Origin of the sequence: Bradyrhizobium sp. WU425, assembly GCF_021052305.1 — a bacterium.
Classification (GTDB): Bacteria; Pseudomonadota; Alphaproteobacteria; order Rhizobiales; family Xanthobacteraceae; genus Bradyrhizobium; species Bradyrhizobium canariense_D.
In genome coordinates this window covers 2,424,807-2,439,266 of the sequence record NZ_CP088089.1, presented here as the reverse complement: position 1 = coordinate 2,439,266, position 14,460 = coordinate 2,424,807, and the positions used below count along the sequence as shown (strand labels likewise).

The window sequence follows — 14,460 nt, the reverse complement described above, 5'->3', positions numbered from 1 at the left end:
GCCGTCGACGCTTGCAATGGGAAGGCGACCTTCGGGCTGGAGATCAGCGCCATGTCAGCCGATCAGTATCTTCGTTACGATCCGTCCGTCGAACACATCCTGCCGGAGGAAGCGGCGGCGGTCGAGGAGATCGTTGCTTCGATTTCGCGAACGAGTGATCGCACTTTTCGCAAAGACAAGCATGGGACCCGGCAGCAGCACGCCAAGGGCGCCGGCTATCTCCGGGGCGAACTGATCGTCTACGACAATTTGCCGGAACATCTGCGCCAAGGCCTGTTCAAGCAGGCTGGCCACTTCCCGATCATCGTCCGCCTCTCCACCGCATTCAACAGGAGCGATCGTGTCCGTTCGCCGCGAGGGTTTGCCGTCAAGGTTTTGGGCGTGACGGGGGCTAAGGCGCTCGGCGACGACGATTCGACGAACCAGGATCTCCTGCTCGTCAATCACCCCAGCTATTTCGCGGATGCGATGGCCTATATGCGCGCACAGCACAAGGTCGAGCACACCCTGTTCCTGCCTGATCTGGCGTACGGACCCATAGGCTTTTTGGCGCGCGTCCTGGTCGCCGCATCGGACAGAACAGGCATTCCGATCCCGATCGTCTTGAAAGCGCTCGGTGATGCCGGCAGCAACATCCTCGGAGAAACCTTTCACACGGAGGGAGCATTGCGGTTTGGCGATTATATCGCAAGGCTTCGCCTGGTGCCGATGTCGGCGTCGGTTCGCCAACTCACCGGCCGACCCTGCCACGATGCCGATGATGCCGTGCTGAACAGCGTCGTTGCCTTCTTCAAGGAGAATGCGGCCGAGTACGAATTATTCGCCCAGCTCTGCACCGACCTGGAGCGAACACCGATCGAAGATGCCTCGATCGACTGGCCTGAAGACGTCGCGCCGCCGCAAGCACTCGGCAAGATCACGCTTCCGCGCCAGACCGCCGACAGCCCCGCGCGTCGCGTCTATTCCGACGAGGTGCTTTCGTTCGATCCATGGCGATGTCTCGCCGCGCATCAGCCGCTCGGCTCGATCATGCGATTGCGCAGGGATGCCTACCGTGCCTCCCGCACGCTGCGGCAGCAGCAAAATCAATTCAAGGTCAAGCAACGGCCCGGCGAACCGCGAGAGATCGCGGACCTGCCGGATTGAGCCGATCACCGTCCCGCAATATCGGGCCCGGTGTCCCGGCCTGCGTCGAAAAAGGATGCCGAGCGCAGCGGATCATTGGGATCAAGCGTCTCTGCCAGCGATGCGATCACCTGGCTGGAGCGGCCCCGCCACTTGGCAGCCCTTTGCGCTTGTCCGAGGCTGCCATAGAGCACCGCGGTCGTGCGGTAAACGCGCCAGGTGGCATGCGGCAACCTGGCATGGCGGAGGATCGACATGGCCGCCGACAAATGCCCGCCGGCGAGTTGCGCATCGTGCTTCAGCATCGCAATTCTCGCCATGGCCTCGTAGCACAGCGCGAGAAACGGCCGGTCAGGTGCCGCGCTCGTCACCTCGTGAAACTGGCTGGCCGAGCCCTGGGCACGGTCCAGATCGCCGATCGCGATCCAATAGTCGCAGCAAGTCAGCAGATAATGGGGGATGACCAGCGACTCCATCGGCACCCGGTCGACCTCCATTCGCCGCTCCATCGCATCGAGATGCTGCCGCGCCCGAGCGAGGTCGCCCATCCTGACATAAGCTCGCGCCAGCAGGTTTCTGCCAACGAAGAACGTGAACGGATTGGCCTCGATCATCGGGCCGAGCGCATCCTCCGCACGCCGTGACGCGCTGCCATATTCCTCCGCCTCGGAGTACAGCCATCCGATCGCGAGATGACACAGCGCGACGGCCTGCGGATTTGCATTCCGTTCCGAGATAGCCAACGCGGAGACGAGGTTTCGTTGCGCCTGGCCCCATTCGCCGAGATAAATCTGGGCAAACGCCTCGACTGATTCATAAAGCACGAACAGATAGACGTCACCGACCAGGCGGGCGAGCTCCTTTCCCCTGGTCGTCGCATCGCAGCAGGCCGGATAATTCGCGCGCAGAAACTCCAGCACCATCTCCATCGAGCAGCGTCGCAGCCGCATGCTCAGATCCTGCTCTCCGGTGATCAGTGCTGACGCACGCTCGGCAAGGTCCGCATTCTCGCGATCCCAGCCGCGGAGCATCAGCTTCAGATTGGCAACGTTGCCCTGGACCAGAGCGCTGAATGCGGCGTCGTCGATCGCCCTGCTTTTGATAAGGGCCTGTTCCGCAACAGGCAGGCTCTGGCGCCGATCGACGTAAAGACAGAATCTGCTGAGATCGACCAGCGCGTTCACCTCTTCGCGCACGTGCCCGTTCTCCGCCGCGTGCGCCACGATAGCGCTGAGATCCTGCAGGGAATTCAGGAAATCTCCACTGGCCCGCCAGGCCCAGGCGCGCTGAAGCAGCAACTTCAGACGTGTCGTCACCCGAAATTCCGGCGGCAGATGCGGCACCAGCTCCAAGGCGCGGGACAGGTAATTGGCGGCCTCGCGCGTGCTGAACCTTCGCGCCGAGCCCTCGGCCGCCGCGCCCAGATAATGCATCGCTTTCGGGAAATCACGGCCCAGTTCGAAATGGCGCGCGACAACGGCGGCGATCTCCGCAGCCTGCGGCCCATAGCCCTGCTCGAGCCCCGCCCCAAGCAGCGCATGGGTTTTCGCGCAGCGCGCTGGTGCGAGCCGCTGGTAGAGGATCTCCTGGTAAAGCGCGTGCTGGAACGCATACCGACCGGAGACGCTTCCGTTCGGCCACTCGGTCATGCCGGCCCCGACGATGATGCGATCGGTCCGTGCCAGGTCCTCGCACATCTGCTCGACATCCAGCACGGGACGGTCCAGCGCACCGGCGATATGGAGCGCGGAAAACTCCGCTCCCGCCGCACTGGCGACCTCGAGCAGGCAGCGCTCGTCCACGGTGAGGTGATCGATCTGCTGCTTGATCATTCCTTCCAGATCGCGCGGCATGCTGTCATGCGAGGCCGCGTCTTCGCTGACCAGCCGCCAGCCCAATTCGTGCTCGACGAGCGCGCCTTGCGCCACGAGATGATCGAGCAGAGACGACACGAACAGAGGATGCCCGCCGGTTCGCGCGAAGATGCGCTCGACCAGCTCTCTGGCGAAATCGGCCGAGCTGAAGCGCAGGGACAGATAGCGTTCGACGTCGGTGCCGGTGAGTCGATCGAGCGCGAGCTCGGTGGCGTGTCCGTGAATCCGCAAGTCCTGGTGAACAGCACGGATAGGATGTCCGCCGACGGCGACTTCCATCGGCCGGTAGGTGGCGAGCACGAGGATAGAAGCCTTCCGATCCCGCCGCGCCAGCCGGGAGAGCACATCCACGGTGGCAAAGTCGCTCCAATGCAGATCTTCCAGGATGATCACCCATGGTCGCGTGACAGCGAGATGTTCCATGAGATCGGAAATTTCGCGCAGCATGCGCTCCCGCGTTGCGCCAAAGACCTCATGCTGGAATGTGGCCCGCTCTGCTTCGCCGAGGAAACCGGGCATCTGCGCGAGCCAGGTCGGCGCGTGCTCGCGGATGGACGTCAGCAGCGATGCTCCATCGGTGCGACGGCAGCACTCGTTCAGCGCTCCGATCAGCGGAAGAAAGGCCTCATGGGTGCCGAACAACTCGTTGCAGCTACAGTGCAGCACGCCCAGTCCCTGCTGGTTCATCCTGTCGAGCGTCATTTGCAAGAGGGTGGTCTTGCCGATCCCGGCCTCCCCGGTGATGAAGACGACCTGACGCTGTCCGGTGCGAGCGAGTTGCAATGCCTTCTCCAGCGTGTCGAGTGCCCCGGTGCGCCCGACTCTCCAGTGCCGGCGTCGATCGACGACCTGCTCCGTGACGGAAGCGGTCTCTTCTTCGGGCGCCCGCTCGATCGCAGGCAAGTCGGCGGTCGCGACCGGCGCAATGAAACGATAGCCGCGACGCGTGACCGTCTCGATGTAATTGGGGGACTGCCTGTCGTCGCCGAGCACCGAGCGTAGCGCGTTCACGGCAACGGCGAGGCTCGACTCGCTGACGTGCAGATCGGACCAGACCGCGTCGAGCAACTCTTCCTTGGTGACGAGCTCACCGGGCCGACCGACGAGATAGCAAAGAACCTCGAACGGCTTCGGCGCCAGCGCGATCCGCTCCCCGCCTCGCCACAACAGCGCGTTGGCACGGTCGAGGCGGAATTCACCAAAGGCAAGCGCGTCTCTACGCACGGCTCAGACCCCCGGATGCTCGCCCATCTTAAGGGAAAGCTCAGCCAAATGTAAGGACGCGATAAAGACCTGCGCCCTGCGCCGGCACTAGCATTGGCCTGTCCATTTCAGAGACGCCGGCAAGGCGTCGGACGGCCTTTTCATCACGCTGTCATTTCAGTCGGCAGGCAGTCGATGCTTGAATTTTGGCAAGGAGTTGGCCATGAGCATTCTAAAACATCTGGCGATCTCGCCTCTCGCTTTTGCCATTCGCCATTACGACATCAGGGTCATATTGGGCCTCACCGTCCTCAGCCGCATCTTCCTCGTCGCCATCTACCTTGCGTGCGGCGGCCCGGGCCTGTCCGAGTTCGATCTCGCCAACGCCATCGCGCTGCCATGAGCTCGGGACCGCTCGAATGGTGCATCGAGATCGCGATCATCGTCGCGATCTGCATCGGGATTGTCGTGGGCGGGCATGGCCGGCTCGTCGTGCCGCATCACCGGGTTCAGCGCGCGCAAGCCGATCGGGCCGCTTGCATTCAGCGGCCCTCAAACCTCTTCAGCGTCGTCGCCCTGCGGCGAGCGGGTCCGCCCGTTTGATCGATCACCAATACGCGCGGTGATAGTGCCGGTAATACGGCCGGTAGTAGCCGTAACGAGGGCCGAAATACGGGCGGTAAGGCCGATAGTAGCGCGGATAAGCATAGGCCGGACCATAGCCGTAATAGGCCGGCGCATAACCATAGCCGTAGCCCGGGTATCCGTAGCCGCCATAATAGGGCCCGCCGCCATAGTAGCCATAGCCATAGGGCGCGCTGCTGGCGATGGCACCTGCGATGATCGCGCCAGCGGCAAGGCCGCCGAGACCCCATCCAAAACCTCGGCCGCGCCAGTGCACCTGCGTGACATCGTCGCCGACGGCGGCCTTCATGGTTGCGACATTGGTGGGCAGCGGAGCCGCCGCCGCCTGCTGAATCCCCCCCGCCATGACCGCGGCGGCGAGCGAACCGGCGACTGCCGTTTTCCAGACCCTCATCGTCTTACTCCTTTCTGACGTTTGGCTTGGACATGGATCGCAGCGCCATCATCGGGCATCCTGGCGCGAGGTCAAAGCCTCGAGTTTTGCGTGCACCGCACAAGACGCATGCCTCCATTCTGATCAACCGGTACCTGACGGGCTCCACAACCTCGCCGCGAGTGACACCGGCAGGACGGTGCCTGGGGCCCGATCACGCGGCAAAGCATTAAGCTTCCGGCGCATTCGCAACCAACAACCACCTTCCCGATTTACTATTCGTGCCGTTACTATCGGTTCCAATGTGCGCGGCCGGGAGGCTTCTCGCGAGCGCAAGAGTTGTGGGAGAATGACATGAGTGCCGCGAGACCCGAGCCGCTTGCCCGTCAGGCGCTGGCGTTTGTCCTGGCCGGCGGACGCGGCAGCCGGCTGCTGGAGCTGACCGACCGTCGCGCCAAGCCTGCGGTCTATTTCGGCGGAAAATCCCGCATCATCGATTTCGCGCTGTCGAACGCGGTGAACTCGGGCATCCGCCGCATCGCCGTCGCCACCCAGTACAAGGCGCACAGCCTGATCCGGCACCTTCAGATGGGCTGGAACTTCTTCCGCCCCGAGCGCAACGAGAGCTTCGACATTCTCCCGGCGAGCCAGCGCGTCTCCGAAAACATGTGGTATGTCGGCACGGCCGATGCAGTCTACCAGAACATCGACATCATCGAATCCCACGCCTGCCGCTTCATCGTCGTTCTCGCCGGCGACCATATCTATAAAATGGATTACGAGGTGATGCTGCGCCAGCACGTCGACAGCGGCGCCGACGTCACCGTCGGCTGCCTGGAGATGCCGCGCCAGGAATCTTCCGGCTTCGGCATCATGCATATCGACGAGAACGGCTGGATCAAAGAGTTCCTGGAAAAGCCGAAAGATCCGCCGCCGATGCCGGGCAAGCCGGACGTTTCGCTCGCCAGCATGGGCATCTACGTGTTCGACGCAAAATTCCTGTTCGAGGAGCTCAAGCGCGACGCCGAGGATCCGAATTCCAACCACGATTTCGGCAAGGACATCATCCCCTACCTCGTCAAGAACGGCCGCGCCATGGCGCACCAGTATTCGACCTCCTGCGTCCGCTCCGGCAGCGACCCCCGCGCCTATTGGCGCGACGTCGGCACGGTCGACGCCTATTGGGCCGCTAATATCGACCTCACCGACGTAGTGCCCGAGCTCGATTTGTTCGACAGCGCCTGGCCGATCTGGTCCTATTCCGAGATCACACCACCGGCAAAATTCGTCCACGACGAGGAGAGCCGGCGCGGCCAGGCCGTGAGCTCGCTGGTCTCGGGCGGCTGCATCATTTCCGGCGCCTCGCTGCGGCGCTCACTGCTGTTCACCGGCGTGCGCGTCAACTCCTACGCCAATGTCGAGAACGCCGTGATCATGCCCTATGTCAATGTCGGCCGCGGCGCGCGCCTGAAGAACGTCGTGATCGATCGCGGCGTCGAGATCCCGGAAGGGCTCGTCGTCGGCGAAGATCCCGAGCTGGACGCAAGACGCTTCCGCACCACCGAGCAGGGCATTTCGCTCATCACCCAGCCGATGCTCGACAGGCTCAATACATGACGCCTGTTCGCGTCCTCGCGGTCGCCTCTGAAGTCTATCCCATCGTCAAGACTGGCGGTCTCGCCGATGTCGCGGGCGCGCTGCCGATTGCGCTCAAGGCGCATGGCGTCGAGATGCGCACCTTGATGCCAGGCTATCCTGACGTGATGCGGGTGCTGGGGGGAGCCGACGAAATCCGGCGCTGGCCGGATTATTTCGGCGGACCCGGACGTCTGCTCGCCGGCTCGCATGACGGCCTCGATCTGTTCGTGCTCGACGTGCCGCATCTCTACGCACGGCCTGGCAACCCCTACGTGACGCCCGAAGGCGTCGACTGGCCGGACAATGGCGTGCGGTTCGCCGCGCTCTCGCGCATCGCGGCCGATATCGGCCACGGCCTCGTTCCCGCCTTCGTGCCCGACGTGGTGCATGCCCATGACTGGCAGGCCGGGCTCGCGCCGGCCTATCTGCACTATGACAATCGGCCGCGGCCGGCCACCGTGATGACCATCCACAACATGGCCTATCAGGGCAAGTTCGTGCCCGAGCTGATTGGTTCGATTGGCCTGCCCTGGCGCGCCTACGGCGTCAACGACCTCGAATATTTCGGCGGCATCAGTTTCTTGAAAGCCGGCCTGCAATTCGCCGATCGCATCACCACGGTCTCGCCGACCTATGCGCAGGAGATCCAGACCGACGAGGGCGGCATGGGGTTCGGCGGCCTGCTTCGCGCCCGCGCGAACGTGCTGAGCGGAATCCTCAACGGCATCGATGTATCCGTTTGGAATCCGCAAGAAGATCCGCACATCGCCTACCGCTTCGGCGCGGAGGACCTCACGTTCCGGGCCGCGAACAAGGCGGTGCTTCAGCAACAGTTCAATCTGGATTCCTCGGACGAAGCGCCATTGCTCGGCGTCATCAGCCGCCTGTCGTGGCAGAAGGGGCTCGATCTCCTGCTCGAAGCCATTCCGACCATTTTGCGCGAAGGCATGCAGCTCGCTTTGCTCGGCAGCGGCGATCGCGATCTCCAGGATCGCTATCAGGCCGTAGCGCGCGCGAACCCTGGCCGGATCGGGGTCGTGATCGGCTACGACGAGATCATGGCGCATCTGATCCAGGCCGGCTCGGACGCGCTCATCGTGCCCTCGCGGTTCGAGCCATGCGGCCTGACTCAGCTCTGCGCGTTGCGCTACGGCGCCGTGCCCATCGTCTCGCGGGTCGGCGGCCTCGAGGATACCATCGTCGATATCGGCGATGCCGATAAATCAGGCCGCGATGCCACCGGCTTCAAGTTCGCACCCGTCACCGCGGATGCCCTCGCCGGCACGCTGCGCAAGGCCAACATCGCCTTTCACGACAAGCTGACCTGGCGCCGGCTGCAACTGAGCGGCCTTGCGACCGACGTGTCCTGGCGCAACCGCGCCGGTGACTATGCCGCGCTCTATCGCGGCCTCATGACCGCGCGCGCCTGAGGCGCGACCATCCTCGAATCAATGCTATAGAGCCGCCATGGACCCGTTCTTGATCAAGCTGATCGGCTTTGCCGCCGCGACCTGCACCACCGTGGCCTACGCGCCGCAAGCCATCAAAGTGTGGAAGACCCGCTCCACCGGCGATATTTCGCTCGGCATGTTCCTGGTCATGGTGCTTGGGCTGGCGCTCTGGCTCGTCTATGGCCTGCTGTCGGGCGATGCGCCCCTCGTCGCCGCGAACGCCATCACCATGGTGCTCGCCGGCGGCATCCTGTTCATGAAGCTGAAATACGGGTGAGCCACTCTTCTTCACCTCTCCTCGCTTGCGGGAAGAGGAGAAGATCACCCGCCAAACACATACGACGCCATCGCGACATTCGCGACCTCGTCGACGAAGACGCGCTTGCCCGTGTCGCTGCCGGCGGCGCCGGCGGCCACCATCAGCGGCAGCAGATGATCTTCGCGCGGATGGGCCAGGCGCGCACTCGGCGCGTTCTCCCAGTCAACCAGCATCGCGTTGCGCCGCGCCGCGTCCTTGTGGCTGATCGCCTCGTTCAGATAAGCCTCGAAATCATACGAGACCGGCTTCGATTCGGCACGGCCGAACCCGCGCATGTTGTGATAGGTGAGTCCGCTGCCGACGATCAGAATGCCTTCGTCGCGTAGCGAGGCAATCGCCTGCCCCACCCTGATGTGCTCGGCCGGATCGTAACTCGATCTCAGCGACAGCAGCACGATCGGCATGTCGGCGTTCGGATACATCAGCCCGAGCGGCACGAAGGTGCCGTGATCGAACCCTTGGTTGGGATCCTCCCGGCAATCAACACCCGCGCGCGTGAGCAGCGCCTTTACCTCCGCGGCGAGCTCGGGCCGCCCCGGCGCCGGGTATTTGAGGTGATAGGTGTGCTCGGGGAAACCGTGATAATCGTACACCATCGGCGGATGCGCGGAAGTCGACACGGTGAAGGCGTCAGCCTCCCAATGTCCTGATATGACGAGCACGGCCTTGGGCCTCTCCAGCAAGAGCTGTGGCAGCCGGCCGAACGCCTCGGCGGTTTTCGCGTATTGCACCCGCCTGTCTTCCATGAACGGCCACGGACCGCCGCCATGCGACAGGAAGAAGGTCGGAAATCGCACCATGGGCGAAGGCTCGTTTCGTTGGCAACATGCGCGTGCGAGCTGCCCGCGCGATCGGCCGCGAGCATAGGCAAACCCGTATGGTTAGCAAGACGTTAACGATTTGCTGCCCAGAATCCCGGGCGTAGCCGAAGGAGTCGGCCAGCAGCCAGGGACGTGAAATGAAGAAGTTTGCGTTGGGGGACGTCGTCAACAGTGACAAGGGCCGCCGCGGCGTCGTTCGCGCCGCCTACAAGTCGAAGGAAGGCCAGCAGTTCTACGCCGTCGAGAAAGACGGCGCGATGGATTATCTGGAGGAAGACCGGCTAAGCCCGGCGCCGCGCGTCGAGCTCGCGGCTTAAGTCCAACTCATCCCCTCTAATGCGCGAACCGGTCCAGACGCTCCGACCAGGGGTCGTCTCCGCTCGCGATGCCATCGTTCGCGATCAGCAGCAGGCGTTCGCTGCCTGCGGCCGAATCCCAATGCGGCAGGTCCGCACCGTTGGGATCGCCGCTCCTGGCGAAATTGATCCAGTAGGCGCGCATGCGATTTGCGACCTCGCGATCGGCTCCTGACAAGATGCCTGCACCGGGCATGCCTTCGACGCCGAAGATGAACTGCAATTCCCGCCCGTGACCGCCCTCGGGGTTTGCGCGCCGTGCCTCCGGCACATAGGCGAAGCGATAGCGAAAGGTCGGCGCACCGCTGGCGGCATGCAGGCGCGCCAGCAGTCTCACTGGCTCGGAGAAGACCCTGTCGGTGTAGAACCTTGCCGCGCGGTCCGAAGGTCTGGCGAGATCGGGATAGAGCCTGCGCAGCTCATCGCTGGTGGTGCCTGACGATGCCAGCTCTTCCCGGATATCCAGCTCGCCGTCGAAACCGGTCTCATCGTCGTTCGAGCCGATGATCAAGGGGATGCGGCTCTCATGTCCGGCTGCGAAACCCGCGGCGACCTCCTCGCCCACCAGACTCCCATCGACCGTCGGCGCGAAGCTGCGCGGCGATTTTTCCAGTAAATGTTTTTCGACGGCAAGCAGGCGTTGCGGTTCGGCTGTACGTAAATCGGCCTGTCGCCCCAGCACCGCCACGAATTGCCGCCCCACAATTTCGGCCTCTTGTGCCGAACGCAGGCGCGCACGGCCGGGGATCGATTGCAGAATGGCTTTCTGGAAGAGATCGCGCGATTGCTCCGACAGCATCAGCAGCGCGATCGACGTTGCGCCTGCGCCACTGCCGAACAAGGTGACGTTGGTGGGATCACCGCCGAAGGCCGCGATGTTGTCGTGCACCCAATGCAGCGCCGCGATCTGGTCCATCAGGCCGAAATTGCCGGAGCCGCCTTCCGACAGCGCGGGATCGCTGAGCCAGCCGAACGCGCCGAGGCGAAAATTCACGGTCACCACGATGAGGCCGGCTTGCGCGAGCCTGGCACCGTCGAACAGCGGATCATTCGCGGTGCCGCTGACGAAAGCGCCGTCGTGGATGAACATCATCACCGGTAGCGGGCCGTCGACCCCGAACGGACGAAACACGTTCAGCGTGAGGCAATCCTCGCTCGATCCCGGCAGCGAGGGCTGAAGACACGGCGCGCCATAGGCATAGGCGGTGCGCATCTCCGAACTCTCGGGTGCAGCCTGCGGCGGACGCCAGCGCAGCGGTCCGAGCGGCGCGGCCACATAGGCCAGCCCCTTGAACGAGGCCACCTCGCCTTCGACGGCGCCAAGCATCTGTCCTTCGCGCGTCAGCGCAAATGGAAACTGGCCGACTGGCTGGGCCACGACCGAGCCGGCGCAACAGAGGACGAGAGACGTCGCAAAAAGCGCGAACACGGACCGCATCTTCGGAGCATCTCGACGCGCGGAAGGATTTTGGGCAGGTTATGTCCGTGGCCCGCCGCGAAGCAAGCGCCGCGGCTGCGCCTAGCTCCGCTTGGCGGCAAGCTCCGCCAGTGCGTGCCGTGCGATGATGCCGAGCTCGCCGAGCGTGGAGTGACCGGACCGCGCCGCCTCGATCAGCCGCTCGGCGATGAACCTGCGGCTGTCGTGATCGCCGCCGTGAGGCAGTTGGCGGCACGTCTCCTCCAGGACGACGTCCATGTTCGCTTTGGTCCGCTCACTCAACTCTGTCATGACGCCCGTTTGCACGCGTGGCAAAAACAAGAGCATACACAGGTGGATCGACCCTGATTAGCCCGGGAAATCACGGCCCTTGTGCATCGCGATGCGTGTGCCACCGCAACATTCACGCGGCCATGATGACGCCGCAAATGGCTACCGAAGATTGCACATGCCGTGATGACAAGCCGAACCTGCAGCGATAGCCTGCGGGCAAAACAAAACACACGGGAGGAAATGCCATGCCTGATGCAATGGTTGCTGCACGTGCCTCGGACACGGGGCGCGGAACCAGCCAGCAGGTCGATGTTGCCGTGGTCGGTGCCGGATTTGCCGGCCTCTATCTTCTGCATCGGCTACGCAAGGCCGGCCTGACGGCGGTCGGCCTCGAAGAAGCCGGCGACGTCGGCGGCACCTGGTACTGGAACCGATATCCCGGGGCGCGCTGCGACATCCAGACCATTGATTACAGCTACACCTTCGATCCCGACCTCGAGACCGCATGGACCTGGTCGGAGAAATACGCGACCCAGCCCGAGATCCTGCGCTATCTCGGCTTCGTCGCCGACCGCTACGATCTCAGGCGTGACATCCGCTTCAAGACCAAGGTCACGGAAGCGAAATGGGACGAGGCGATCGAGCGCTGGCAGCTCACCACCGATAATGGCCCGCCGGTCTCCTGCCGCCATTACATCATGGCCACCGGCTGCCTCTCGGCGCCCAAGCCGCCGGAGATCGACGGCGTGAAGGACTTCAAGGGCGAGGTCTATTTCACCGGACGCTGGCCGCATGACGGCGTCCATCTCGCCGGCAAGCGCGTCGCGGTGATCGGCACGGGATCGTCGGCCATTCAGTCGATCCCGCTGATCGCCGAGCAGGCTGCGCACCTGACCGTGTTCCAGCGCACCCCGAATTTCGCGCTTCCGGCGCACAACGGTCCCGCGCCGTCCGATCGCATGAGCCTGCTGCAAGGCGATCGCGCGGCCTATCGCGAGCAGGCGCGCCAGTCGATGGCCGGCGTGCCCTATCCGCAGCAGACGGTCGTTAGCTGGCAATTAAGCGATGCCGAGCGTCGTGAGCGGTTCGAACGCGCTTGGGCGGCCGGCGACCTCGTCCACATCCTGACCCAGCTCTGGGCCGACCAGGCGGTCGACATCGACGGCAACAAGATCGTCCAGGACCTGATCCGCGAGAAGATCCGCGCCGCCGTCAAAGACCCCGAGACCGCCGCGGCGCTGATGCCGGACGATCATCCGTTCGGCGCCAAACGCCCCTGCCTCGATACCAACTATTACGCGACCTACAACCGGCCGAACGTCACGCTGGTCAATCTGCGTCAGGAGCCGATCAAGGCGATCACCGCAAGTGGGATCACGACGGCCAAGCGCAGCGTCGACGTGGACGTGATCGTGTTCGCGACCGGCTTCGACGCCATGACCGGCGCGATCCGCGCCGTGCATCCGATCACCGGACGTGGCGGCAAGTCGCTCACCGACGTCTGGGCGCAGGGGCCGCAGACCTATCTCGGCCTCACCGTCGCAGGCTTCCCGAACTTCTTCATGATCACCGGTCCCGGCAGCCCGTCGGTGCTGTCGAACATGGCGGTGTCAATCGAGCAGCATGTCGACTGGGTCGTCGACCGGCTCAAAGCATTGCGCGACGGCGGCTTCACCACGATCGAGCCGACCGAGACGGCGCAAGCCGGCTGGAACAGGCACATGGCCGATTGCTCGATGGTGACGCTGCACCGGCTCGCCAACACCTGGTACACGGGCGCCAACGTGCCCGGCAAGGTGCAGGGCCTGATGCCCTATACCGGCGGCGTCGGTCCCTATCGCAGCATCTGCGACGAGGTGGTCAGCCGCGGCATGCTCGGCTTCAAGCTGACCGGCCCCGACGTCGCCGCGCAATGCAATGACGGCGAGGTGGTGCGGCTGCAGCCGGACGTGCGGCTGGTGCTGAACCTGCTGGCGTCACTCAACCTGCCGCCGATCGAGTCGATGGGCGCCCTCGGCGCCCGCGCCTTCGTCGACGAGTTCAACAAGGGCCGCCCGGCGGGACGGCCGATCGGCGAGATCGTCGACGGCACCCTGACAGGCGCCGACGGTCCGCTGCCTTACCGGGTATACCGGCCGGCAACGCCGGGGCCGCATCCGGTGGTGGTCTATTTCCACGGCGGCGGCTGGGTGCTCGGCGACGAGCAGTCGGACGAGCCGTTCTGCCGCGACATGGTGCGGCGGACCGGCATGATGCTGGTCAGCGTCGGCTATCGTCATGCGCCCGAGCATCGTTTCCCGGCCGCGGCCGAAGACGGCTATGCGGCGACGCGCTGGATCGCCGAGCACGCCGCCGAGCTCGGCGGCAGGCCGGGCCCGGTGCTGGTCGCGGGCTGGAGCGCCGGCGGCAACATCGCCGCCGTCACCTGCCAGCTTGCGCGCGATCGCGGCGGCCCTGAGATCGCGGGCCAACTCCTGATCTGCCCGGTCACCGACTGCACCTTCGACCGCCCCTCCTACAACGACAATGCGACCGGCTATTTCCTGACGCGCTCGCTGATGTACTGGTTCTGGGACCTCTACTGCTCGCCGACCGACCGCACCGATCCACGCGCCTCGCCGCTCCGCGGCAAGGTCGAAAGGCTACCGCCGGCCTTCGTCGTCACCTGCGAATTCGATCCCCTGCGCGACGAAGGCATCGCCTATGCCGAGGCGATGGCAGCCGCCGGCGTCCCGGTCGAGCAACTCAAGGCGCGTGGCCATTTCCATTCGTCCTTCACGATGGTGGACGTGATCATCACCGGCGCGCCGGGCCGGGTGCAGATGGCCGAGGCCTTGCGGCGCTTTGCCGGGCTTCCGCCGGAGGTCAGCCGCGGCGATGAGACCAGCCTCGGCCGCACTGGTACGGAGCACAGAATCGCGGCCGCCGCGAGCTGACAGCGAAA

At 64.4% G+C, this 14,460-nt stretch carries 12 protein-coding genes; 7 read left to right on the top strand and 5 right to left on the bottom strand.

Annotated elements, in window-relative coordinates; all coding sequences use genetic code 11:
- The first annotated feature begins 51 nt into the window (after positions 1-51).
- Positions 52-1,146: a catalase family protein gene (locus tag BcanWU425_RS11635; RefSeq protein WP_204512015.1), complete on the top strand. Its 1,095-nt coding sequence runs from the start codon at positions 52-54 to the stop codon at positions 1,144-1,146.
- Between the two features lie 5 nt (positions 1,147-1,151).
- Here the strand turns inward: BcanWU425_RS11635 and BcanWU425_RS11630 are convergent, their stop codons facing one another.
- Complete coding sequence (locus BcanWU425_RS11630) at positions 1,152-4,223, bottom strand: ATP-binding protein (RefSeq protein ID WP_231190461.1); 3,072 nt, start codon at positions 4,221-4,223, stop codon at positions 1,152-1,154.
- Between the two features lie 202 nt (positions 4,224-4,425).
- On the opposite strand from BcanWU425_RS11630, the gene BcanWU425_RS11625 reads away from it, so the two are divergent.
- A complete protein-coding gene (locus BcanWU425_RS11625; protein WP_018457475.1) occupies positions 4,426-4,605 on the top strand; it encodes a hypothetical protein in 180 nt (59 codons plus the stop codon).
- Between the two features lie 204 nt (positions 4,606-4,809).
- Here BcanWU425_RS11625 and BcanWU425_RS11620 read toward each other — a convergent pair whose 3' ends face one another.
- The gene (locus BcanWU425_RS11620) at positions 4,810-5,241 is read right to left on the bottom strand and encodes a hypothetical protein (RefSeq protein WP_018457473.1); all 432 of its coding nucleotides are present in this window, start codon (positions 5,239-5,241) and stop codon (positions 4,810-4,812) included.
- 333 nt (positions 5,242-5,574) lie between these two features.
- On the opposite strand from BcanWU425_RS11620, the gene glgC reads away from it, so the two are divergent.
- The 3 genes from glgC to BcanWU425_RS11605 are packed head-to-tail and all read left to right on the top strand — an operon-like array spanning position 5,575 to position 8,586.
- Complete coding sequence (gene glgC, locus BcanWU425_RS11615) at positions 5,575-6,837, top strand: glucose-1-phosphate adenylyltransferase (protein ID WP_007613273.1); 1,263 nt, start codon at positions 5,575-5,577, stop codon at positions 6,835-6,837.
- A complete protein-coding gene (gene glgA, locus BcanWU425_RS11610; RefSeq protein ID WP_204512017.1) occupies positions 6,834-8,288 on the top strand; it encodes a glycogen synthase GlgA in 1,455 nt (484 codons plus the stop codon). The genes glgC and glgA overlap by 4 nt, the downstream gene beginning before the upstream one ends.
- 37 nt (positions 8,289-8,325) lie before the next feature.
- Positions 8,326-8,586 carry a SemiSWEET transporter gene (locus BcanWU425_RS11605; protein WP_018457471.1) on the top strand — a complete coding sequence of 87 codons (261 nt, stop codon included), beginning with the start codon at positions 8,326-8,328 and terminating at the stop codon, positions 8,584-8,586.
- 44 nt (positions 8,587-8,630) lie between these two features.
- Here the strand turns inward: BcanWU425_RS11605 and BcanWU425_RS11600 are convergent, their stop codons facing one another.
- A complete protein-coding gene (locus BcanWU425_RS11600; RefSeq protein WP_204512018.1) occupies positions 8,631-9,428 on the bottom strand; it encodes a DODA-type extradiol aromatic ring-opening family dioxygenase in 798 nt (265 codons plus the stop codon).
- A gap of 158 nt (positions 9,429-9,586) precedes the next feature.
- Here BcanWU425_RS11600 and BcanWU425_RS11595 point away from each other — a divergent pair, with 158 nt between their 5' ends.
- A complete protein-coding gene (locus tag BcanWU425_RS11595; protein ID WP_007601069.1) occupies positions 9,587-9,766 on the top strand; it encodes a hypothetical protein in 180 nt (59 codons plus the stop codon).
- A 16-nt stretch (positions 9,767-9,782) separates the two neighbouring features.
- On the opposite strand, the gene BcanWU425_RS11590 is transcribed toward BcanWU425_RS11595, so the two are convergent.
- Both BcanWU425_RS11590 and BcanWU425_RS11585 read right to left on the bottom strand, forming a co-directional pair.
- Positions 9,783-11,243 carry a carboxylesterase/lipase family protein gene (locus BcanWU425_RS11590; protein WP_204512019.1) on the bottom strand — a complete coding sequence of 487 codons (1,461 nt, stop codon included), beginning with the start codon at positions 11,241-11,243 and terminating at the stop codon, positions 9,783-9,785.
- An 81-nt stretch (positions 11,244-11,324) separates the two neighbouring features.
- Complete coding sequence (locus BcanWU425_RS11585; RefSeq protein WP_018457468.1) at positions 11,325-11,570, bottom strand: hypothetical protein; 246 nt, start codon at positions 11,568-11,570, stop codon at positions 11,325-11,327.
- A 191-nt stretch (positions 11,571-11,761) separates the two neighbouring features.
- On the opposite strand from BcanWU425_RS11585, the gene BcanWU425_RS11580 reads away from it, so the two are divergent.
- Positions 11,762-14,452, top strand: coding sequence for a flavin-containing monooxygenase (locus BcanWU425_RS11580; protein ID WP_204512020.1), 2,691 nt, complete (start codon positions 11,762-11,764; stop codon positions 14,450-14,452).
- Positions 14,453-14,460 lie beyond the last annotated feature (8 nt).

Coding starts and splice junctions, on each gene's coding strand:
- BcanWU425_RS11635 (WP_204512015.1), top strand. CDS start 52: ATGTCAGCCGATCAGTATCTTCGTTACGATCCGTCCGTCGAACACATC.
- BcanWU425_RS11625 (WP_018457475.1), top strand. CDS start 4,426: ATGAGCATTCTAAAACATCTGGCGATCTCGCCTCTCGCTTTTGCCATT.
- BcanWU425_RS11620 (WP_018457473.1), bottom strand. CDS start 5,241: ATGAGGGTCTGGAAAACGGCAGTCGCCGGTTCGCTCGCCGCCGCGGTC.
- glgC (WP_007613273.1), top strand. CDS start 5,575: ATGAGTGCCGCGAGACCCGAGCCGCTTGCCCGTCAGGCGCTGGCGTTT.
- glgA (WP_204512017.1), top strand. CDS start 6,834: ATGACGCCTGTTCGCGTCCTCGCGGTCGCCTCTGAAGTCTATCCCATC.
- BcanWU425_RS11605 (WP_018457471.1), top strand. CDS start 8,326: ATGGACCCGTTCTTGATCAAGCTGATCGGCTTTGCCGCCGCGACCTGC.
- BcanWU425_RS11600 (WP_204512018.1), bottom strand. CDS start 9,428: ATGGTGCGATTTCCGACCTTCTTCCTGTCGCATGGCGGCGGTCCGTGG.
- BcanWU425_RS11595 (WP_007601069.1), top strand. CDS start 9,587: ATGAAGAAGTTTGCGTTGGGGGACGTCGTCAACAGTGACAAGGGCCGC.
- BcanWU425_RS11590 (WP_204512019.1), bottom strand. CDS start 11,243: ATGCGGTCCGTGTTCGCGCTTTTTGCGACGTCTCTCGTCCTCTGTTGC.
- BcanWU425_RS11585 (WP_018457468.1), bottom strand. CDS start 11,570: ATGCTCTTGTTTTTGCCACGCGTGCAAACGGGCGTCATGACAGAGTTG.
- BcanWU425_RS11580 (WP_204512020.1), top strand. CDS start 11,762: ATGCCTGATGCAATGGTTGCTGCACGTGCCTCGGACACGGGGCGCGGA.